The 22,083-nt window shown below is 40.9% G+C and carries 17 protein-coding genes; 13 read left to right on the forward strand and 4 right to left on the reverse strand.

Annotated features, from left to right (window positions below; all coding sequences use genetic code 11):
• The first annotated feature begins 215 nt into the window (after positions 1-215).
• Genes C6N34_RS05935 through C6N34_RS05945 form a run of 3 tightly spaced genes read left to right on the forward strand, consistent with a single transcriptional unit; the run spans position 216 to position 3,587 of the window.
• Positions 216-1,652, forward strand: coding sequence for an HlyD family efflux transporter periplasmic adaptor subunit (locus tag C6N34_RS05935; RefSeq protein ID WP_006276140.1), 1,437 nt, complete (start codon positions 216-218; stop codon positions 1,650-1,652).
• 37 nt (positions 1,653-1,689) lie between these two features.
• Positions 1,690-2,844, forward strand: coding sequence for an ABC transporter permease DevC (gene devC / locus C6N34_RS05940; protein WP_057176943.1), 1,155 nt, complete (start codon positions 1,690-1,692; stop codon positions 2,842-2,844).
• A 41-nt stretch (positions 2,845-2,885) separates the two neighbouring features.
• On the forward strand, positions 2,886-3,587 hold the full coding sequence (locus tag C6N34_RS05945; protein WP_057176944.1) for a DevA family ABC transporter ATP-binding protein: 702 nt from the start codon (positions 2,886-2,888) through the stop codon (positions 3,585-3,587).
• Here C6N34_RS05945 and C6N34_RS05950 read toward each other — a convergent pair.
• Together C6N34_RS05950 and C6N34_RS05955 are read right to left on the reverse strand one after the other, a co-directional pair.
• A complete protein-coding gene (locus tag C6N34_RS05950) occupies positions 3,555-4,622 on the reverse strand; it encodes a glycerate kinase (RefSeq protein WP_115539419.1) in 1,068 nt (355 codons plus the stop codon). The genes C6N34_RS05945 and C6N34_RS05950 overlap by 33 nt on opposite strands.
• A gap of 39 nt (positions 4,623-4,661) precedes the next feature.
• Positions 4,662-4,994 (reverse strand): DUF565 domain-containing protein, encoded by a 333-nt coding sequence (locus C6N34_RS05955; RefSeq protein ID WP_057176946.1) that lies wholly within the window; start codon positions 4,992-4,994, stop codon positions 4,662-4,664.
• Between the two features lie 81 nt (positions 4,995-5,075).
• Between C6N34_RS05955 and C6N34_RS05960 the strand changes: the two genes are divergently transcribed.
• Positions 5,076-5,633 (forward strand): hypothetical protein, encoded by a 558-nt coding sequence (locus tag C6N34_RS05960; protein ID WP_115539418.1) that lies wholly within the window; start codon positions 5,076-5,078, stop codon positions 5,631-5,633.
• 44 nt (positions 5,634-5,677) lie between these two features.
• Complete coding sequence (locus C6N34_RS05965) at positions 5,678-7,507, forward strand: ArnT family glycosyltransferase (RefSeq protein ID WP_115539417.1); 1,830 nt, start codon at positions 5,678-5,680, stop codon at positions 7,505-7,507.
• Here the strand turns inward: C6N34_RS05965 and C6N34_RS05970 are convergent.
• The gene (locus C6N34_RS05970) at positions 7,486-10,692 is read right to left on the reverse strand and encodes an ATP-binding protein (RefSeq protein WP_057176948.1); all 3,207 of its coding nucleotides are present in this window, start codon (positions 10,690-10,692) and stop codon (positions 7,486-7,488) included. The two genes, C6N34_RS05965 and C6N34_RS05970, sit on opposite strands and share 22 nt — an antisense overlap.
• 434 nt (positions 10,693-11,126) lie before the next feature.
• On the opposite strand from C6N34_RS05970, the gene C6N34_RS05975 reads away from it, so the two are divergent.
• The 7 genes from C6N34_RS05975 (at position 11,127) to ptsP (ending at position 19,452) form a co-directional block, all read left to right on the forward strand.
• The gene (locus C6N34_RS05975) at positions 11,127-11,609 is read left to right on the forward strand and encodes a circadian clock protein KaiA (RefSeq protein WP_236107438.1); all 483 of its coding nucleotides are present in this window, start codon (positions 11,127-11,129) and stop codon (positions 11,607-11,609) included.
• On the forward strand, positions 11,609-11,953 hold the full coding sequence (gene kaiB, locus C6N34_RS05980; RefSeq protein ID WP_006276131.1) for a circadian clock protein KaiB: 345 nt from the start codon (positions 11,609-11,611) through the stop codon (positions 11,951-11,953). The genes C6N34_RS05975 and kaiB overlap by 1 nt, the downstream gene beginning before the upstream one ends.
• Positions 11,954-11,999: 46 nt before the next feature.
• Complete coding sequence (gene kaiC, locus C6N34_RS05985) at positions 12,000-13,553, forward strand: circadian clock protein KaiC (protein WP_006276130.1); 1,554 nt, start codon at positions 12,000-12,002, stop codon at positions 13,551-13,553.
• A gap of 130 nt (positions 13,554-13,683) precedes the next feature.
• Positions 13,684-15,489, forward strand: a complete 1,806-nt coding sequence (locus C6N34_RS05990; RefSeq protein ID WP_115539414.1) for a TolC family protein — start codon at positions 13,684-13,686, stop codon at positions 15,487-15,489.
• A 51-nt stretch (positions 15,490-15,540) separates the two neighbouring features.
• Positions 15,541-16,041 (forward strand): hypothetical protein, encoded by a 501-nt coding sequence (locus tag C6N34_RS05995; RefSeq protein WP_040008162.1) that lies wholly within the window; start codon positions 15,541-15,543, stop codon positions 16,039-16,041.
• A 45-nt stretch (positions 16,042-16,086) separates the two neighbouring features.
• Complete coding sequence (locus tag C6N34_RS06000; RefSeq protein ID WP_006276127.1) at positions 16,087-16,866, forward strand: photosystem II S4 domain protein; 780 nt, start codon at positions 16,087-16,089, stop codon at positions 16,864-16,866.
• Between the two features lie 87 nt (positions 16,867-16,953).
• Positions 16,954-19,452, forward strand: a complete 2,499-nt coding sequence (ptsP, locus tag C6N34_RS06005; protein WP_057176950.1) for a phosphoenolpyruvate--protein phosphotransferase — start codon at positions 16,954-16,956, stop codon at positions 19,450-19,452.
• Between the two features lie 18 nt (positions 19,453-19,470).
• On the opposite strand, the gene C6N34_RS06010 is transcribed toward ptsP, so the two are convergent.
• Entirely contained in the window at positions 19,471-20,106 is a 636-nt protein-coding gene (locus tag C6N34_RS06010; RefSeq protein WP_057176951.1) for a CPP1-like family protein, read from the reverse strand.
• A gap of 390 nt (positions 20,107-20,496) precedes the next feature.
• Here C6N34_RS06010 and C6N34_RS06015 point away from each other — a divergent pair, with 390 nt between their 5' ends.
• Positions 20,497-22,077: a B12-binding domain-containing radical SAM protein gene (locus C6N34_RS06015; RefSeq protein WP_006276124.1), complete on the forward strand. Its 1,581-nt coding sequence runs from the start codon at positions 20,497-20,499 to the stop codon at positions 22,075-22,077.
• Positions 22,078-22,083: the final 6 nt, after the last annotated feature.

A 22,083-nucleotide genomic window follows, 5' to 3' on the forward strand; every position in this document is an offset into this window, starting at 1 on the left:
TTATTTAACCTTTATTTGATGGAGCGTAAAACCATAAGGAGTGAAAAATGGCATGAAAAAAATTTAAGTTATTGGAGGAACAGTTTTTAAATACATTTGAAAAAATATGGCACAGTTAAAGGCAAATTTCGGAAGATTTGTCACAAATCTACATTTGAGAATTTAGGCCACTCTTATTTGCACAAATCATAACTTAAACAAAAAGGCAAGATAGCATGTCAAGAGTGAGCGAAAAGCCAAAGTTAACAGAACAAATTCTGGAATCACCAATTTGGTTAAAAATTGCTCTGGCAATGCCAGTAGCTATTGCAGCTGGATTTTTAGCAACAGCAAGAATCGAACAATTAAAAAAACTAGCATCTCCCACATCTATCTCTCAAACGCCCAATACAATTACTGCTGTAGGTAGACTAGAACCACGGGGAGAAGTAATCAAAATAGCTGCACCTAACTCAGGACTTTCTGCAGGTTCTCGAGTTCAGGAACTGTTGGTAAAAGAGGGAGAAAAAGTACAAAAAGGACAGATAATTGCAATTTTAGATAGTCGAGATTCTAACATGGCCGCTGTGGAAGAAGCAAGAGCCAAATTACAGGAGTCTCGCGCTAATTTAGCGCAGGTCAAATCCTCCTCACCAAGAGATATTCAAACCCAGAACGCGGTGATTTATAGGTTGCAAGCACAATTACAGGGAGAAGAAAAAACCCAACAAGCTACCATTGCTAGAATTGCTGCTGAATTGAGTGGGCAAAAACTTGTCCAATCTGCAACGGTTAAAAGATTAGAAGCAGAATTGATTGGACAAAGGGATATACTGAGAGCTTCTGTTGAGCGTGTGCGTGCAGAACAGCGTAATGCTCAAGTTGATGCCGGACGCTATGATTTTTTATATAAACAAGGTGCTATTTCTCAACAAGAAAGGGATAGAAGAAGTGTCAATGCTATAACTACTACCCAGCAGTTACGGGAGAGTCAAGCTAGTTTAAAACAGGGAATAGCAACATTACAGCAGCAAATATCTGAAGCTAGAGCTAACCAAATGAGAACTATTGCTACTTTACAACAGCAATTATTGGAGGCTATTGCTACCCGTAATCAAACCTTGTCCACATTACAAAGACAAATTGACGAAGAAAGGTCTAGATTAAACAAACTACTAGATGTTAGTCCTATGGATTTACAAATCGCACGGGCTCAAGTTAGTAGTGCCATTGCCTTAATTAAAAAAGCACAATCAGATTTACAACTGAGTTATGTAAAAGCACCAACTAGGGGAGAAATTCTCAAGATCCATACCAAATCAGGAGAGGTAATGAATCTTAATGGGATTGCGGAAATTGGACAAACTGATCAAATGTTTGTGGTGGCTGAAATTCCGGAGGATAGTATCGGTAGGGTTAGTATGGGACAGCTGGTTACTGTCACTAGTGATAATGGTGCATTTAGTGGGCAAATTCCAGGAAATATCACGGAAATTGGCAGAAAAATCGGTAAAAAGGATGTGTTAAATACAGATCCAGCAGCGGATATTGATGCTAGGGTGGTGGAAGTGAAAATTTCTCTTTCTCCTCAAGATAGTCAACGAGTTTCTGGGTTAACTAATGCCAAGGTAATGGTGGAAATTAATACGGATCAATCCAGTCGAAAAAAATAGAGTAGTCATTCTACCAATCACTTCATCATTTTTCACAATGTTACAGAAAATACCTCTATCTTGGCTACAACTAACAAGAGAAAAAACTCGCCTAGCTGTGGCTTTATCAGGTATTGCTTTTGCTGATATTTTGATGTTTATGCAGTTAGGTTTTCGAGATGCATTATATTATAGTAATGTGAGAATGCACAGCAGTTTAAAGGGCGATATTGTAATTATTAATAATCAATCTAATGCTGTGTTGGCCATGAAACCTTTTTCCTCGCGACGGCTATATAAGGCTTTAGATGCACCCAGTGTTTCGTCTGTTCATCCTATCTATTTAGATTATACTAGCTGGAAAAATCCAGTTACTGGTCGTTCCCGCAGTATTCTGACTTTTGGATTTAATCCAGAATATAATGTTTTTGATTTACCAGGAGTCTCTAACAATATTGATAAATTAAAACTTCCTGATGTGGTATTATTTGACCGTTCTTCCAGAGTAGAATATGGTCCAATTGCTAGTGATTTCGACCAGGGTAAAACTGTTACAGCAGAGATTAAAAGACGACGGGTTCAAGTAGTGGGATTATTTACTTTGGGTGCATCCTTTGGAGCAGATGGTAATTTAATTACTAGTGATGTGAATTTCTTGAGGATATTTCGTAATCGTCAACTGGGATTAATTGATATTGGGTTAGTCCGCATTAAACCAGGAGCAGATGTTAATCAAGTTGCCACCTATTTGCGAGGCTATTTACCACCAGATGTGAATGTTTTAACTAAGCAGGAATTTATAGATTTTGAAAGAAACTATTGGGCAACTAGTACTGCTATCGGGTTTATTTTTACTTTGGGGACAATCATGGGATTTATTGTGGGAACTGTGATTGTTTATCAAATTCTTTATACGGAGGTAACAGATCATCTATCAGAATATGCCACTCTTAAAGCTATAGGTTACACCCAAAACTATCTATTAAGTGTGATTTTACAAGAGGCTTTCATGTTGGCAATTTTAGGCTATGTCCCTGGCTTTTTTTCCGTTCTATTCCTTTACCAGGTCGCTAAAAATGCCACACTTTTACCAGTAATGATGAGCTACGGTCGAGCAATCATGGTATTGATATTAACTATTATTATGTGTTTTATTTCCGGAGCTATTGCCATTAGAAAGTTACGCTCGGCCGATCCAGCAGATATTTTTTAAAAACTCTCCACAACATCACTCATTAATATTAGGAGTCATATATGAATTATAAGAAACCAGTAATCTCTGTTAAAAATCTTAACCACTACTATGGTAAGGGAATCCTCAAAAGGCAAATTCTCTTTGACATCAATCTGGATGTATATTCGGGAGAAATTGTCATTATGACTGGTCCTTCAGGTTCAGGTAAAACTACTTTATTAAGTCTCATTGGTGGTTTACGCTCGGTTCAAGAGGGTAGTCTCAAGTTTTTGGGCAAGGAATTATTGGCAGCTCGTCAAGATCAATTGGTACAAATTAGACGCAATATCGGGTACATTTTTCAAGCACACAATTTATTGGGTTTCTTAACTGCTAGACAAAATGTGCAAATGGCAGTGGAATTAAATGATAATATTTCTCCACTCCAGGCTATGAAAAAATCAACTACCATGCTGGAAGCAGTTGGTCTGGGTTCACGAATTAACTATTATCCCGATAATTTATCGGGGGGGCAAAAACAAAGAATTGCTATCGCCCGTGCTTTAGTCAATCATCCCCCCCTCGTTTTGGCTGATGAACCTACAGCGGCGCTAGATAAACAGTCCGGACGTGATGTGGTAGAAATTATGCAGCGCTTGGCTAAGGAACAAGGTACTGCTATTCTACTGGTTACCCATGATAATCGCATCCTCGATATAGCTGATCGCATTCTAGAAATGGAAGATGGTTTATTGACCCGCGACTCCTCCACCATAACTTAATGAATGATCCTCCTTAACTTCTATTACCAAATCTACTGGCAATGATTTTGGGGGTGATTTTATTAAGAGCTCCATAAATAATTCTGGATGTAATGATCGCCAAAAATACTTGACAAATTCTTCTATTTGTCCATCGTTCATACCTGAAAAACCCGCAGCAATCATTTTATGTTCTGCTTCTTTACGCCACTTTAAAGAAAATCTGTAATCAGTTGGTTTAAGTATTATTAAACTATCTATTTTTTGCCACAGAGGTACATAAGCTCCTAACTGCTGGTTCCTATGACGGGCAAAAGCCTGATCTTCTGGGGTGATAATCGGTGCTGGTGCATTAGTAAATGTTTCTGGGTCTATGGGTAACACCCCCACAAACCAACCTTCAAATAACACTATATCAACTTGATCTATTATTTCTGGGGTAGTGCGATCGCCTATTCCACAAAGGGCGGATTTATCAAAACGGGGAACTGTCACGGGAAACTTGTTTTGGAGAATCTGATCCAGTAGGCTTAAACCTAGGTGAATATCGTGGGTTCCTGGTGGACCTCGCCAAATCAATCGGGGGTCTTGCTCTCTTAACTTCACGCGATCGCTGTGAGTTTTATATAAATCATCCAATGATAGACTTAAACTAGAGTATCCCAAGTGTCGGAGAACCAGGTTGAGGATCTGGCACATTGTGGTTTTACCCGTGCCCTGGGGACCTAAAATCCCCTGAATCATAGGCCTCCCTAAACTTTTTCTGCTCGAGGCAATTTTTACCCCCAGGGGTAGCCATAAGTCCCATAATGCCTGTAACATGGTTTGGGTGGGTATTTGCAGGTTATTTTCGCACAGTTGCTTAAAATCCGGAAAAACACACCTAAGAAGAGATAATCGCTCTTCCACAACCTGGTTTACATTCTCAGGGGTAATGCCAAATAGCTTTGCCCCAGCTTCCCATGTCCTAACTTCTTGTGCTAAAACTTGCCAATGTTCCCTTTCACCCGCAAGTAAACTTGCCAGTGAGACCTGACTGAGCCAACTGTTGCTCATAACTGATACTCACGAACTTACTCAAAACAACTTTCTACCCTAGGAACCTAATTTGAAGGCCTCTAAAAACAGACTATATATTAAACCAATCTTGAGCCAATTGAGGGATTCGACCCAAATGGCTCGTTGAGAAAAAAACCCACGACTATAGAACAATCTGCTGGCAACTTCCGTCAGTAAAACCAAGACAGCAGCGGCCCATATATCCAGTTGAGCTTGTTGTCCTGCGGTGGTGGAAACTACTGATCCCAAAAAAAAACCAAATAGCCAACTAATCAACAACAGACATAATCGTCGCCAAGGGTTCATGAACCATTGTGCCACATTTGTGGCAATGGTATCTAACAAATTGTTAAGACGAGTATTCTGCATATAGATTGGGGGATGAATGAAATGGGACAAGAGTTAATTATCTAATGTCTAACTGCTATTCGCAAACTATTACTGAAAACTATGATTATCAAATCCCCCGCACATCTTAAATTCACAGTTATAACTTTTACATTAATTATGCTAGGGCTACTGGGGGGATGTTTAGGACTGACTGTGTCCTTTGATTCCCAACCCTCCGATAGTATATCGCAAGCACCAGAGAAATCACCACTTTTGGAAAATGATACAGCTACACCAAGTCCCCAGTTCCAGCAGGTTGAACCTAAGACAATTAGTGACCGAACACTGGAAAAGAGCAAATTTGGCAATTTACGCATCAGTAATAAGACATATCAACCAATTCGTTTAGCCTTGTTGTTACGACATTCCCCATCCTCTCCTTCAGGGAAAAAAGGTTTAATTCCTGCTCATTGGGACTTTGCTCCCCAAGAAGGTAGTCAGGGAGGTTTAATACTGTCCTTACCAGATGGTAGTTTGAAGTTGGAAAAAGGGGATATTTTGGTAGCTTTTGCTCAAGATGGCTCACGACGTTATTGGGGACCGTATATTGTGGGGGAAACCTCTGATCCATTATGGGATCCCAAAACTAGAGAATGGCAATTAACACTTGTCCCTTAATTAACTCAATTCATTTTTAGTTTGTATTTGCGGGTCGTGACTTTATGAGGCTAAAATCAATTAATTTATCTCCTATAAGATACTGGTTTCAAAACGTGGGCGATAATTCCATATTGATAACAATTTTTACCCTAATCTGGTTGTTAGGAATTAATTTTATTGCGTTTATATGGAACCTGGGAAGTGTGGGACTAATAGATGAAACTGAGCCATTGTTTGCTGAAGCATCCCGACAAATGTTGATCACTGGAGATTGGATCACACCTTTTTTCGATGGTCAAACACGGTTTGATAAGCCAGCTTTAATTTATTGGTTCCAGGCGATCGCTTATAAGATTATGGGTGTCAATGAATGGGCAGTACGCATACCCTCAGCCTTAGCTGCTATTAGTGTCACAGTTATGTCTTTTTATGTAGTAAAGTGGCACTTTACCGAAAAAGACCGATTAGACCAAACAACTAACCTCCCTCGTCGTTATTTTATAGCCACCCTGACATCGGGTATGATAGCTCTCAACCCAGAAATGATTGTTTGGGGAAGGGTAGGGGTTTCAGATATGCTACTCACTGGTGGTATTGCTTGTTCTTTACTCAGTTTTTTTGTGGGTTATGCCCAGAATTCTCCCCCCTCCCGCTGGCCTAATCCATGGTATGTCACCAGTTATGTTTTGATGGGTGCAGCGGTTCTCACCAAAGGACCTGTGGGTATAGTTCTCCCCGGATTTATTCTCATTGCCTTTGCTTTATATCTAGGCAAGTTTAAACAACTATGGCAAGAAGCTCAACCAGTCCTTGGCATATTCATTGTTGTAATCATTAATGCCCCTTGGTATGTTTTAGTAACTTGGCGCAATGGATGGAACTTCATTAATACCTTCTTTGGCTATCACAACATAGAACGTTTCACAGAAGTGGTGAACGGTCATTCAGCTCCTTGGTATTTTTATTTCCTGGTGGTGTTATTTGGTTTTCTACCCTACTCTGTATTTCTCCCAGCAGCTTTAATCAAATTCATAGGGTGGAAATTTTGGCAGAACTCCTGGCGCTCTTACATAATATCACAAGAACGTTCTCAACACTTGGGTTTGTTTGCCTGTTTTTGGTTCCTGGGTGTATTTATCTTCTTCACCATTGCTACCACAAAACTTCCTAGTTATGTATTACCCCTTATGCCAGCTGCAGGTATTCTTATAGGTTTGTTTAGTAGCGATTTATTTACTCATAAACCAACTGATAAATCTTTTCGTCTCAGCAGTTGGGCAAATGTGGCTTTTTCATTAACCATTGCGATCGCTTTACTTCATGTTTTACAACTTTTCGGTACAGACTCAGCTGCTCCTGAATTTTATCAAAAACTACAACATTCAGGTTTGACTAACCTGGGGGGGTGGATTTGGTTAACTACGGCTATTGCGGTTGCCTGTTTAAACTTAATTCGTAGTTATAGAATAGTTCTTCCCACCAATATTCTGGCATTTGTAATATTCCTAGCACTTGTGCTTATGCCTGCATTATTTATGATGGATGAAGAACGTCAAGCTCCTTTAAGACAATTATCCGCACTTGCTGTATCTGAAATAAAACCCCATGAGGAATTAGTCATGGTAGGTTTTCAAAAACCAACCGTAAGTTTTTATTCCCGAAAAGCAGTCACCTATCTGGAGGATGCACAGGAAGCGTTGGATTACATTCGCACCCAAAGTGTCACTACTAAAAATTCACATTCCTTACTGCTTTTATTGGAACAGCAAGAATTCATGACCATGAGTTTACCACTAGAAAATTATAAACCTATGGGTAAAAAAGGTGCTTACCATCTAATTCGTGTACCTTTACCACCCATAAAAAAGAGTCATTCTCTTTCTAAGGCTTGATTAATTTCACCTAATAAGTCTTCCATGGAAATAGAACGAGGTAATAGCTGAGTAGCAACACCCTGATTAACCTTGCCCAACCTTCCCAATAAATTCACATTAATATCACTCGTCCTTTTATCAAGCACTAAAATTGGAGGTAACTTCACCTGCAAATTTGCAAGGGAATTTAATACATTTTCTATTTCCTGAGTTGCTGTAGCTTCCCCAATACAGAGTAATATCAAATCAACACTCTGATGAATGATTTGTTGCACTAACTCCCGCCAACAGTTACCTATCCCCGCCTTAAAACCAGCAGTTTGTAAATATTGAATCAGTGCTTGAAACCATTCTCCACCCACTTGAACCTTACTTGTAGAGTTTTGCTTTGCCACCAATTTCTGTGACTGCATCATATGCTTTAAAGAATATTGGGGAGAGTCTGATCTCTGAATGTTACTTACTCTACTATGAGCGTGTTTACTGTTCACATCGGGTAAATCACTTAACATGGTTATATCCACTACTAATATATTTGGAGGACAACCAATACCAGAGGCAATTTCCAATACGGATACTAAATGATCTAAATTATGACCATGTATCGTTTCTTTGCCCATAGGCGTCAAGCAAGGAAAGACTCCCAACCCAGGTATTTGAGATGCTGCTAGGGTAGTAGCTGCATCACAGGTAACTAGAGGTATTTTGGCCAATCTGGGATATTGAGGTAACTGCTGTAAATACTTCTGCGCATTGACATTATCAGTATCTAACAAAATCACATCAAACTGCCATACCCTGGCCAAAATTTCCGCCTGTTCTAAATCATCCACTTCTATTACCCGATGCTCTGTTAAAGAGGGATGGGGATTGGATTCCAGTTCTGCACTAACTAGTCTAAGGATTTTTAAGGTTTTTTGTGTGGGTAAGGGTTCCTCCGACGGAGAATCTATCTTCTCTGATTTTGCTACCATACACCATCTTTCTACTATGGGAACCATAGCCGAATATTCCACTGGTAAGCTCAAAAAATCATCCGCTCTATTTAAGTAAGCCTGTTCTTTTTCTGCACCTGTAGCCGTAATAATTACGGGAATGTGTCGAGTCGCACTGTCTGATTTTAGCAGAGTTAGCACGTCCCAACCAGAAAGTAGAGGTAGTAGAGGATTTAAAAATATAGTCTTCGGTTGTAATCGTCTTGCTTTTTCCAGCGCTTCAGTTCCAGAACGAGCAATTACTACCCGATATCCCAAACTTTTCAGGTGTTGGGTAATTTCCTCTATATATCTACTGACTGCTTCCACAATCAAAATTAAACGCTGAGAAGATATTAATTGAGGTGTTTCCCCATTTCCCCCCGATGTGTCTGTAAAACTTGTTTTTGGCGGGGAGGGTGGCAATAACAAGGTAAATTGACTACCTTTACCTTCACGAGATAAAAAACTTACATCTCCTCCGTGTAACCGCGCCAATGCCCGGGTGAGGACTAATCCTAACCCAGTACCCTCAAACTGGCGATTTAGAGGGTTTTCTAACTGTTGGAATTTTTGGAAGATTAAATGTTGTTGGTGGTCAGGAATACCAATTCCCGTATCCCATACTGTAAAAGCAATCCATCCTTCCCATCTATTTACTCGCAGTCCCACTTTCCCAAAACTTTCGGTGAATTTGAAGGCATTGCCCAGCAAATGCACTAACATCTGTCTTAACCTTAGTTCATCCGCCACTATTTCTTTTAGTCCTGGTTCAATGCTCAAGCTAAATTCATGACTGGGCAATGATTCACCCTTTCTTCCTGTTTGATTATGTACCGATCTGGCTTCTACCAAAGCGCGATCGCACACTTCCTGAATTCGTACTGGTGATGGTGTGAGTTCCATCTGTCCAGTTTCCATGCGTGTCAAATCTAAAATATCATTCACCACACTCATCAAATGACGACCACTTTGATGAATGAGTCCTGCATAGCGAGCTTGTCTTTCGTTTAATTCTCCTAAATTCTTATCCACTAAAAGTCTTGACAAACCCAAAACTGCTGTTAGGGGAGTTTTCAACTCATGGCTAATACAAGCTAGGAATTCATCTTTTAACCGGTTAAGTTGAATTAAATCCGCATTTTTAGCAGCTAATTCCTTAAAAAGTTGTTGTTGTTCGGTTACATCTGTGGCCAAGACTAACCATAGGTCCTTGGTTAAAAGTTGTGAATTTTCCTTTGTTAATGTCAATTGTGATTCCGGACCCCAGATTTTCAGTTCTCGACTATCTAGGGGGATTTTAGCAAACTGCCAAATTCGTTCCTGGCCATTTTGCACCTCTACCACACAGATACAAGTACCCTGTTGAGAGTCTAGATAGCAGTAATTGGGGGAATCATTGGCTTTACTGTAGGATTCCTCTATTGTGTTTAAATCTGGTTGATAATCTTGTGTATGTTTTAAATTAAGTTTATTTATCTCTAAAGGTTTTTCTATAGAGAAACTAGATTTTACATATTCACTGATACGGGTGTGATTATGAATAGGTTGTGGAACTTGCATTTTAACTGCTGTTAAAATGCTTTCCACCTGCATTCTAATCCCTTCAGGATCCTTCAAAACTCCCAATTGTTCCCACCAAGCAGGATTTTTAGTTAGGATCTCACCGTTTCCGGTTTGCAACATCAAGGGCCAAGGTAATCGCTCTAACAATTGAACAAAAGGATTTCTTTGCCAGGGGCGAGTTGTTTTCCTCTGAATATCATCAGTTTTCTGGGGAGGATTGTCTTCCTTAATAACCTTACTATGACTAGTAAAAAAAGCTAATAGGCGTTTACTGTCAAGTAAACCCAAGAACTTCCCATCTGAGTCAACTAAGGCCCAGTCTAAACTTGAGTTCTTTTGATGTTTTGGATAGCGTAACAACAGGCCCAGTTTATTTAGGGAATTGGATGCTACAATAGTCTCTAGTGGGGAAATAAGATTAGAATGGCAGATAGAGATAGGTTGTTCCAGATTTAAAAGTGTTTTTTCACCAGTGGTCAACAATTTACCCATTAATTTAGTGGTAGACAACATTCCCAGGGGAGAATGTTGGGAATTGAGCACCACTAGACGGTCACACTGCTCCTTGGCAAAAATTTCCATAACTACTGCTAGAGTAGTTGTTTCGGAGCAGGTAGGTACAGTTGCCAGAAAATCATAAAGTGGGCATTCTAGCATTAACATAAGCCTTGGGGGTCTTTTTTGCTGTAGTTAGTATCCACAGGCACTTTGACCGGGTCACTGACTGCCAACACACTAATGTCATAGGAACTGCGTCAGCAACGGTCATGGCTAAAACAATTATTACTCCAAATATTGGTTTTAGAACCTTGAGGAATTATAATGATTAATATTGAGACAATACTTCAATTTTGTTTATTTATCTTATCAGTGTGGTAATCTAATGACTATGAGCTGGCGATTTCATTTGGGAGAAAAGTGCGGCTATGGTTATTTCCATATTAACCAAATATACAAGCAAACCAACATAAATGATATTAGTTATATTATTCCTATATCCTGCACTGGAAAAACTCCTCTATAGTTTAGTTACACACTATGATAATCTAATCAACACTCTTATAAATCTAACACCGGGTTCATTTATAAGCGTATCCATGAGTAATGTCTCTATAAATAATAGATCAGGCATATCAGGATTAGAACTACCTGGAACTTACTTATTAAATTATACTAAAGAAAAAAGATACCTAGGTCTTGATTACAAAGAAGGTTACACACTTGTTCTGGCTTGTGAAAACTCACACACAAATCAACAGTTTCAAGACATGACCGATGGAGAAAGACAGGAGCTATTAAAAAAGCTAAAGTTGGATTACGGGAGGATTTTGCTCAACTATTTTAGTGTGGACCAGAATTTAAAAACAACAATTGACCAGTTTATCAGTACCCTATTTTGTGCTAATATTCCTGTGCTTCAGGTTATAGAAATTCACATGGAGCTGATTGACGAATTTTCTAAACAGCTAAAATTAGAGGGGAGGAGTGATGAAACCTTACTAGACTATAGACTAACACTCATAGATGTACTAGCCAATTTGTGTGAGGTTTATCGATGTTCAACTTCTAGGATAACCTGATGAATAAAACCAAAAAGACTTATGTATTAAAGCTATATGTAGCTGGTAACACGCCCAACTCTGTGAGAGCATTAAGCACATTAAAAAACATATTAGAGAAAGAATTTGAAGGAGTCTATGCTTTAAAAGTGATAGACGTTCTCAAGAGTCCACAATTAGCAGAGGAAGATAAAATTCTAGCCACACCCACACTGTCAAAGATTTTACCACCGCCGGTGCGCAAGATCATTGGAGATCTGTCTGATCGGGAGAGGGTGTTAATAGGTCTAGACTTACTCTATGAAGAGCTGAGCGAGGAGGAGTGGGATAACATAGATGATCACAAAATTGAGGAAATAAACTAGTCCGTATGGGACAATTAACCATTTAAGATCAAGTATACAATTGGCAATGAGCGACCAGGAGAAACAAGAACAAAAAGAACAGCCAACCCCTACCAGCGCTGGAGTAGAGAAAATTCGCACTATGATAGAGGGGTTTGATGATATTAGCCATGGTGGGTTACCAATTGGCAGAACCACTCTGTTAAGCGGTACTTCTGGAACCGGAAAGACCCTATTATCATTACAATTTCTCTATAATGGCATTACCCACTTTGATGAACCGGGAGTATTTGTTACCTTTGAGGAGTCTCCCAGTGACATTATCAAAAACGCCCACATTTTTGGCTGGAACCTGCAGAAACTGATTGAACAGGGAAAACTGTTTATTCTGGATGCTTCCCCAGATCCTGAAGGACAGGACATAGTGGGGAACTTCGACCTTTCAGCTTTGATTGAACGATTACAGTATGCCATTCGTAAATACAAAGCTAACCGAGTTTCTATAGACTCAATTACCGCCGTATTTCAACAGTATGAAGCCATAGGGGTAGTAAGAAGAGAAATATTTCGGTTAGTAGCCCGTCTAAAACAGCTGAATGTCACCACAATTATTACTACAGAAAGGGGTGAAGAATATGGACCAGTAGCTTCCTTTGGGGTGGAAGAATTTGTGTCTGATAACGTAGTGATTGTTCGTAACGTTTTGGAGGGAGAACGCCGCCGACGGACCATTGAGATTCTCAAACTGCGCGGTACAACCCACATGAAAGGTGAATATCCCTTTACGATTACCAATGCAGGGGTGAATATATTCCCCTTGGGAGCAATGCGGTTAACACAAAGATCTTCTAACGTTCGGGTTTCTTCAGGGGTTAATACCCTAGATGAAATGTGTGGGGGAGGTTTCTTCAAAGACTCAATTATTTTAGCTACTGGGGCTACTGGTACTGGAAAAACCCTCCTGGTAAGTAAATTTATCCAGGATGGCTGTGTTAGCGGTGAAAGAGCCATACTATTTGCCTATGAAGAGTCTCGAGCCCAACTGTCGCGTAACGCTTATTCTTGGGGGATTGACTTTGAAGAGTTGGAACGCCAGGGTTTATTAAAAATAATTTGTACCTACCCCGAATCTACCGGTTTAGAGGATCACTTACAAATTATTAAATCAGAGATTGCCGACTTCAAGCCAGCTCGTATTGCTATTGACTCTCTTTCAGCCTTAGCTAGAGGTGTAAGTAATAATGCCTTCCGCCAATTTGTCATTGGTGTAACTGGCTATGCTAAACAAGAAGAAATCACCGGTTTCTTCACTAATACCAGTGACCAGTTTATGGGATCTCACTCGATCACCGATTCTCACATTTCTACTATTACCGACACAATTATTATGTTACAATATGTAGAAATCCATGGGGAAATGTCCCGGGCAATAAATGTATTTAAAATGCGTGGTTCTTGGCATGATAAGGGAATTAGAGAATACAACATTACAGCAGATGGACCCAATATTAAAGATTCCTTTAGGAATTACGAGAGAATCGTCAGTGGGGCACCTACCCGAGTTAGTATAGATGAGAAAGCAGAACTTTCTCGCATTGTTAAACGGTTCGAAGATAAATAAACTGTGAAATGCCAAAATGAAGTTATGTTTGGTATAGTAGCATGTTATTTGTTTCCTTGGTTATGATGCTATATTCTGTGGGAAGACAACTTTTTTTGCTCGCAGATGGTTCTTTGTGTGAGGGGATGCGGTGAAAGGACAGCAATTATTTCATAGTTTCTTGCCCGGTGTGACAGCAGCAGTATTAACAACTCAGCCTGCTTGGGCTGGAACCTTCAAGGCTAATGATTTGAAACTGGTTTCTTCTCCTGTTGTATCGACTGCGACGAATCCTAAAGTTTCTGTTGTGGAAAACAACTGGCAGCTGGCTGCAACTACGGTTGATCATGCACCACTTTTTGACTATCAGCTTGATTTTGGTCAAGCTGTTTTACCGGAACTGCCTAGTTCTAGTCCACTCCCGGTGGTAAATGGTGCTAATGTACCATCGCCAACCAAGCTCAAAACAGTTTTGTCCTTATCCCCGGTTAACCCCAAGGTGATATCAGGGAAAATTTATAATCAGGTAGCTCAGATAACATTACCTAAGGACAATCCTTCGGGAATAGCACAAACTAATTCCCAATCTGTGAACCCTACATCGGATTCTACTCAGACGATTTTGGAACGTTTTAAACCTAACCCCAACTTTTTGGATGTACCTCAAGATTCTCAAGGAGTTAAGGTGCAGACAACAGAGGCAATTAGTTTAGAACAGGCTTTGGAATTGGCCAAGCAGAATAATAATGATTTACAAGTGGCTGTTTTGCAGTTACAACGTAGTCAATCCTCTTTAAGGGAGGCACAAGCTGCTTTGTTGCCTAGCTTGAATGTACTCGGTGGTGTGACCAGAAGTCGTAGTTCCAGTGCTACTCTCCAGGAAAGACAAACCGCTAAACGTCTCAATATACCCTCTGAAAATCCAGACGCTACCTCCGTATTTGATTCTCAGGCAGAACTACGGTATGACTTATACACATCAGGTAGAAGAACGGCAGCTATTAAGGAAGCCGAAGAACAAGTGCGTCTCCAACAATTTGAGGTGGAAAGGCAATCGGAAGAAATTCGTTTAAATGTTGCTACGGAGTATTATGGCTTGCAACAGTCAGATGAGAGCGTGAGAATTGCTCGCTCCGCAGTGGAAAATTCCCAAGCCAGCTTACGGGATGCTCAAGCATTAGAGCGAGCAGGTGTGGGAACCAAATTTGATGTGTTGCGATCGCAGGTTAATTTAGCCAATTCTCAACAAGAACTGACAGATGCCCTATCCCAGCAGGCTATAGCTCGTCGTCGTTTGTCCCTGAGATTGAACTTACCTCAGTCTGTGAGTATTACCGCTTCGGATCCGGTGCAGTTAGCGGGATTATGGAAAAGCAGTTTAGAAGATAGTATTGTTCTAGCTTATGAAAACCGTGCCGAACTGCAGCAAAAATTGGCAGAGAGGAATATTAGAGAACAACAAAGAAAACAAGCCTTAGCCACACTAGGTCCGCAAATTAGCTTCATTGCCAGATATGACTTATTAGATCAATTTAACGACGGAGTGGCGATTAACGATGGTTATTCTGTGGGATTGCGAGCCAGCATGAACCTATATGATGGTGGTGCTTCCCGGGCCAGAGCAGCTAGGGCTAAAACTGAAATAGCCATTGCGGAGACTGAATTTGCTGAAAGGCGTAATCAGGTTCGTTTTCAAGTGGAGGAAGCCTATTCCAGTCACCTAGCCAATTTGGAAAACGTGCAAACTGCTGCTACTGCTCTAGATCAAGCTAAGGAATCCCTGAGACTGGCTAGACTACGTTTCCAAGCTGGTGTGGGAACTCAAACCGATGTTATCAATGCCCAAAGTGAACTTACCCGTTCGGAGGCTAATCGTGTTCGGGCTATTTTGAATTACAATTTAGCTCTAACCAGATTACAGAGATATGTCACCTCTAGGGCGGTTCAAAAGTCTTGATCCATGGGGGATTTCAGGAAATGGGGAAAATTGTGTTTTCATGAATTTTATATGAATTATCTTGTTGCTGTGCTACCAGATCGTATCCAGGCCGAATCGGCCTACTTGAGTTTAGAAAAGGAGGGTATTACTAGCTCCATTTTGGGTAGGGGATATAAAACTGCTGATGAGTTTGGGTTAATAGATCCCAATGAAGAGGCTAAAAAACAAGTTAAACTCATGGCATTTTGGTTAATACCATTTGGCTTTTTTGCTGGGTTTACATTTAGTTTAATTACTGGCTTAGACACGTTTATCTGGGCTGGGGAAATTGGTAATCATATAATTGGGGGTTTACTGGGCGCTGCTAGTGGTGCTATGGGTAGTGTGTTTGTGGGAGGTGGTGTAGGTTTGATTTTTGGTGGTGGTGATGCTTTACCCTATCGCAACCGGTTATCCGCTGGGAAATACCTAATTGTAGTTCAAGGTTCAGAAGCTCTGACTCGCCAAGCTACACGCATTCTCCGTCAGTATGATCCAGAGAATATTCAAGGTTATGCAGATAATGGTTAGTAAAGCAGCTTAAAAACTAGTCAAACCCCACTTTGAAGATTAATTATGTTGCCAAGAGAAGAACTGTTAAAGGGTGTTGAAAACCGCGATATTATTGCCCATGTAATTGACCAAGCAGAACAGGCTATAAAGACCTGGGAAGTGGTAATAACTGACTTTTTATCTCCCCCAGAGTTAGCTGAAATTGAACGAGTTTTTAGCCGGTTAATGGAGGTGCATTTAGTAGCCTGGGGTGGATATCTCCAAGCTGAACGTCAACGAGTGGCTATCGCTCGTTCTGAAATGCCTTTAGATATATCCCAAGTGGTTGTTACCGTTTTAGACATAGCTGGAAATTTTCTGTTTGACACTGCCACCCACCGGGATTTTTTAGGGGCTATGCTAGGTACGGGGATTGTGCGAGAAAAAACAGGAGATATCATTATTTTAGGGGAGAGGGGAGCCCAAGCAATAGTAGTTCCAGAACTGGCAGAATTTTTAACCATGAATTTGCAACAGGTGCGTTCTGTGCCAGTGAAAACTCAGGTCATAGATTCTAGCGAGTTAAAAATTAGGGAACCCAAAAAGAAGGAATTAACTACAGTAGAAGCTTCTTTAAGATTGGATGCCATTGCTTCTGCTGGTTTTGGTATGTCTAGAAGTAAAATGGTTGATTTAATTGATTCCGGGGATGTGCGTGTCAATTGGAAGGAGATTACTCAAAGCAGTTACCAGTTAAAAATGGGAGACTTAATAGCAATTCGCGGTAAAGGGCGTTTGCAAGTGGGCGAAATTGCTGTCACCAAAAAGGACAGATATCGAATCCAGTTGACTAGGTATATGTAGATCTGGTTAACAACCTTAAATATAAGCTAAATAAATAGAAATTTTCTATAACTTCGATTCATAATTGAATGGGTAACTGCTAAAGGTGTGACAGTGGTTGGTATTGTTATTGTTTCCCACAGCAAACAATTAGCTCTAGGAGCACAAGAACTAGCTGCACAAATGGTACAGGGAAAAATTTCCCTTGCTGTCGCAGCGGGTGTGGATGACCCCACAAACCCATTGGGTACAGATCCAATTCAGGTTTATCAAGCCATCTCTTCTGTATTCTCTGAGGATGGGGTCATTGTATTGATGGATTTGGGTAGCGCTCTTATGAGTGCAGAAATGGCATTGGAGTTTTTACCACCAGCACAACGGGATAAAATCTATTTGTGTGATGCTCCCTTGGTGGAAGGTGCTATTGCTGCTACTGTTGCTGCTAGTACTGGCAAAAATGTTCAGGAGGTTCTAAGGGAAGCTCAAGGTGCTTTGCTGGCTAAATCTCATCAATTAAATTTAATCGCTCATCCCTTACATAACGATTCTAACAATATTGACGGTACTGTTCCCACAGAGGAACTTCGCATTCAAATCAAAAACCGTCTTGGTCTACATGCTCGACCTGCAGCTCAGTTTGTCGCTACCGCCTGCCGTTTTGAAGCGAAAATTCAGGTGCAGAATTTAACTAGAAATACGGAAGCAGTTAGAGGTGATAGTATTAACCAAGTTGCTACCCTGGGCGTACGTCAAGGACATGAATTATTAATTACTGCTAGGGGTAGGGATGCTCAGGAGGCAATTACAGCTCTACAGTCCTTAATTATCCATAATTTCGGAGAGCAAGATGCTGTTCTGGAATTGCCAACCCACCCCATCTCCCCCCTCCCCGACAATCCTGGTCAATTTACGGGAATCGCCGCTTCTCCTGGCATTGCGATCGCTCCTGTAGTTCATTATCAATTAGCTCCTGTGTCTATTACGGAATACCACATAGAGAATGTGGAAATTGAGTGGCAAAGACTACAACATGCTATCCAAAGGGCGAAACAGGAGATTACGATGTTGCTTTCCCACGCATCGGTGCAAATAGGTGATGCGGAGGCGGCAATATTTGATGCTCACCTTTTATTTCTGGCAGATCCAGTAATGTTAGATGCTGTTCGTAGGTATATTATAGAAGATAGATTAAACGCTGAGGCGGCATGGCAAGCGGTAGTGGAAGAGGTAACCAACTCCTATCGCCAACTGGAAGATGCTTATTTGAAGGAGAGAGTGGATGATGTGGTAGATGTGGGAAGAAGGGTATTGAGAATTCTGCTGGGTAATTTGCCCACGGAATTACATATCTTGGAACCATCAATTGTAGTGGGGACGGATTTAACTCCCTCGGATACAGCTAGGTTGGATCCTCGCAAGGTATTGGGGATTTGTATGACTGCTGGTAGTGCTACTTCTCATAGTGCTATTATTGCCCGAACTTTGGGTATTCCTGCAGTGGTTGGTGTGGATTCCCAGGTTTTGACCGTGGAAAATGGTGCTGTAATTGCTCTGGATGGTGAAGGTGGTAGGGTGTGGATAGAACCAGAGGGATCTGTATTGACTGCTCTAGAAAATAAACGTCAAGTCTGGCAAACTAATCAAGCTGAAGCTAGAAAGAAGGCCCACCAACCCGCAACTACCCGCGATGGTCAAAGAATTCATGTATTCGCCAATATTGGCAGTGTGGCTGATGCTAAAGCTGCTGTTGGCTATGGTGCAGAAGGTGTGGGTCTGCTACGAACAGAATTTTTATATTTGGAACAGATTAAACCACCCACGGAGGAAGAACAGTTACAAGTTTATCAGGATATTGCCCAAACTTTAGGGGAACTTCCATTGATTATCCGCACTTTGGATGTGGGAGGAGATAAACAAATACCCTATCTGGGCTCTACTCTCCAGGAAACTAATCCCTTTTTGGGTGTGCGCGGCATTAGATTTTGTTTGGAACATCCCTATTTACTCAAAACTCAATTAAGAGCTATTTTACGAGCCAGCGCTAAACACCACATTAAAGTTATGTGGCCTATGATTAGTACTTTAACTGAGTTACGTGCCGCTAAATCAATTTTAAACCAATCCATGGCAGAGCTTAAAAAAGATGGTATGGAGTTTGATGCCAAACTGCCCGTAGGAGTTATGATTGAAACCCCAGCCGCTGTAGCTATTGCCGATCACCTGGCCAAAGAAGTAGACTTTTTTAGTATTGGTACAAATGATCTGAGTCAATATGTTATGGCATGCGATCGCACTAATCCTAAAGTAGCAAATTTAACTGATGCCTTACAGCCAGCCGTGCTGCGGATGATTCAACAAACGGTAGAAGCCGGGCACGCAGCTAATATTTGGGTCGGACTATGCGGTGAAATTGCCGCTGAAACCGCAGTTGCACCTATTCTTATAGGTTTGGGAATAGACGAACTGAGTACTAATCCCCAGGCGATCGCACCCTTAAAGCAGGTCATTTCCCAACTGACTACCACTGAATCCCAGGTTTTAGCCAGGGTGGCATTGAACCAGGATTCAGCTTCCAGAGTCAGGGAGTTGGTTTATCCCATAGGTTAAGGGAAAAGAAATTGGAAGTTAACGGAGAAAGCTACTAACAAACCACATTAAAATAAATGTTAGCACAGCCGAGAACTGGTTAGGAGAAATTGACTTTCCTAAAATTGACAGGCTATCCAATGGTATTCCCCCAGCTATCAGACCTCCCATCATTAAACCCAGTACCAGAGTTACCAATGTCAACAAAACCGCCCTCAGAAATTTGTTTTCCTTGCGATTAATGAAATAAATACTTAGAACTAACCCCACAAGTAATGTTAACTGTAATACTTGTGCTGTATTATAGTCGACGAACATACTGATAGAAATTAACCCTAAATAAGAACCTGCTGGCCATAGTATGTCGGAGACACTGGGCTGATCCCAAAATCTTTGTAGCCAAGACGGGGAGTAAGCGCTGGGGTTAACAACTTGTTTTTGGGGGGATGGCATTCGCATTTCAGGAAAGCGAATTCCTTCAGGAACCTTAATTTTGCCCTCCTGACGCATTCGCAGACGCTCCATTAGAATTGCATCATAAGCTGCTTCAACAATTTCCCGAATCCTATTATCACTACCATACTGTTCTAACAGGCGATTTCGAGCATTTTGAATCTCATCGAAACTAGCATCTTTTGACACCCCAAGATTTTCGTAGGGACTTTGATCGCTCATAGCTGTTTTTGGCTTAGATCTTATTGATACTTTTTCCGTTTAAAGAGGATAGCACTCTTGATAGAGGGGAACAAAACTGCCAAACACCTCGTCAAGTGTTTTGAATAGACTGAACGTAGCTGTTTGGAATGGCCAACTAGAATTTAGTTATCACTATTAATAAGAAATGAGGTTTAAGTGGGTGGAATTAAATATAAGATGAACGTAGGTTGGGTTGAAGTATGAAACCCAACGCCACGGGTCTCGTTCCTCGACCCATCCTACAAATAATTCTGTCTCCCTACTCAGGTTTAGTTCTAGTCATGTAATATAGTACCATATTATGCCATATAATTAAGATTATGCCATATAATTAAGTAACTGAAGATAAGTTTCGTGAGGGGTGATGTTATGCGTGTCCTACTGGTTTATCCCATATTTCCCAAAACCTTCTGGTCCTATGAAAAAATCCTCGACCTGGTAGATAGAAAAGTCCTACTACCACCTTTAGGCCTCATTACAGTAGCTGCTATTTTACCCCAGGAATGGGAGTTTAAACTAGTAGACCGTAACATTCGTCCCGCTACAGAAGAGGAATGGGCATGGGCTGATGTGGTTATTTTCTCAGCTATGATTGTCCAAAAACAAGACCTGTTAGATCAAGTACGCGAAGCAAAACGTCGTGGTAAATTAGTAGCTTTAGGTGGGCCCTACCCCACATCCACACCCCAAGAGGTACAAGAAGCGGGAGCGGATTTTCTGATTTTGGATGAGGGGGAAATTACCCTACCCATGTTTGTCACCGCCATAGAAAGCGGTCAGAAATCGGGCATTTTTCGGGCTACGGAAAAACCAGATGTCACAAGCACACCAATTCCTCGATTTGATTTGCTAGACTTTAGTGCCTATGACATGATGTCAGTGCAGTTTTCTCGAGGTTGCCCTTTTCAATGCGAGTTTTGTGACATTATTGTCCTCTATGGCAGAAAACCCAGAACTAAAACTCCAGAACAACTTTTAGCTGAGTTGGATTGTCTTTATCGGTTAGGTTGGCGGCGTGGTATATTCATGGTTGACGATAACTTTATTGGCAATAAACGTAATGTTAAATTATTGCTTAAAGAGTTAAAGGTTTGGATGGCAGAACATGAGTATCCTTTCCGGTTTGACACGGAAGCATCTATAGATTTAGCCCAAGATCCCGAATTAATGGAATTGATGGTTGAGTCTGGTTTTGCCGCAGTATTTTTGGGCATTGAAACCCCCGATGAAGATAGTTTACAACTAACCAAAAAATTTCAAAATACCCGCAGTTCCCTAGCAGAATCGGTACAAACTATTATTAAGACGGGACTGCGACCCATGGCAGGCTTTATTATTGGTTTTGATGGGGAACAAAAAGGTGCAGGCGATCGCATTGTCAGATTTGCAGAGCAAGCTGCCATTCCCTCCACCACCTTTGCCATGTTACAAGCATTGCCAAACACTGCATTATGGCATCGGTTACAAAAGGAAGGAAGACTAAGGGAAAATCAGGATGGGAATATTAATCAGACAACTTTAATGAACTTTATCCCCACCCGTCCTTTGGAGGACATTGCCAAGGAATATGTTGATGCTTTTTGCGCCTTATATGATCCCATTAAGTATTTAGATCGTACCTATAGGTGTTTTCTACTCATGGGTTCACCCAAGTGGAAAGCTCCCTTCAAAATGCCTGATTGGGTAATCGTAAAAGCCCTGTTAATAGTTATTTGGAGACAGGGAATTAAAAGAGAAACCCGGTGGAAATTTTGGCATCATCTATTTAGCATTATCAAACATAATCCCCAGGTGGCAGAACATTATTTGGCAACTTGCGCCCACAACGAACATTTCTTGGAATACCGCCAAATTGTTCGAGATCAAATTGAAAGTCAACTAGCTGTTTATTTAGCTCAAGGAGCAGAAAAACCTTATGTGGTCCCACAAAAGGAAAAAGTAGGGGTTTAGGGACGG

The sequence above is a fragment of the Cylindrospermopsis raciborskii Cr2010 genome (assembly GCF_003367075.2).
Taxonomy (GTDB): Bacteria; Cyanobacteriota; Cyanobacteriia; order Cyanobacteriales; family Nostocaceae; genus Raphidiopsis; species Raphidiopsis raciborskii.

Bases quoted from the DNA above. Each gene is read 5' to 3' on its own strand.
- C6N34_RS05960 (WP_115539418.1), top strand. From the start codon at position 5,076: ATGATTATCAAATCCCCCGCACATCTTAAATTCACAGTTATAACTTTT.
- C6N34_RS06015 (WP_006276124.1), top strand. From the start codon at position 20,497: ATGCGTGTCCTACTGGTTTATCCCATATTTCCCAAAACCTTCTGGTCC.
- kaiB (WP_006276131.1), top strand. From the start codon at position 11,609: ATGAATAAAACCAAAAAGACTTATGTATTAAAGCTATATGTAGCTGGT.
- C6N34_RS05995 (WP_040008162.1), top strand. From the start codon at position 15,541: ATGAATTATCTTGTTGCTGTGCTACCAGATCGTATCCAGGCCGAATCG.
- C6N34_RS05935 (WP_006276140.1), top strand. From the start codon at position 216: ATGTCAAGAGTGAGCGAAAAGCCAAAGTTAACAGAACAAATTCTGGAA.
- C6N34_RS05965 (WP_115539417.1), top strand. From the start codon at position 5,678: ATGAGGCTAAAATCAATTAATTTATCTCCTATAAGATACTGGTTTCAA.
- C6N34_RS06010 (WP_057176951.1), bottom strand. From the start codon at position 20,106: ATGAGCGATCAAAGTCCCTACGAAAATCTTGGGGTGTCAAAAGATGCT.
- C6N34_RS05975 (WP_236107438.1), top strand. From the start codon at position 11,127: ATGAGTAATGTCTCTATAAATAATAGATCAGGCATATCAGGATTAGAA.
- C6N34_RS05945 (WP_057176944.1), top strand. From the start codon at position 2,886: ATGAATTATAAGAAACCAGTAATCTCTGTTAAAAATCTTAACCACTAC.
- devC (WP_057176943.1), top strand. From the start codon at position 1,690: ATGTTACAGAAAATACCTCTATCTTGGCTACAACTAACAAGAGAAAAA.
- C6N34_RS05950 (WP_115539419.1), bottom strand. From the start codon at position 4,622: ATGAGCAACAGTTGGCTCAGTCAGGTCTCACTGGCAAGTTTACTTGCG.
- C6N34_RS05970 (WP_057176948.1), bottom strand. From the start codon at position 10,692: ATGTTAATGCTAGAATGCCCACTTTATGATTTTCTGGCAACTGTACCT.
- C6N34_RS06000 (WP_006276127.1), top strand. From the start codon at position 16,087: ATGTTGCCAAGAGAAGAACTGTTAAAGGGTGTTGAAAACCGCGATATT.
- C6N34_RS05955 (WP_057176946.1), bottom strand. From the start codon at position 4,994: ATGCAGAATACTCGTCTTAACAATTTGTTAGATACCATTGCCACAAAT.
- kaiC (WP_006276130.1), top strand. From the start codon at position 12,000: ATGAGCGACCAGGAGAAACAAGAACAAAAAGAACAGCCAACCCCTACC.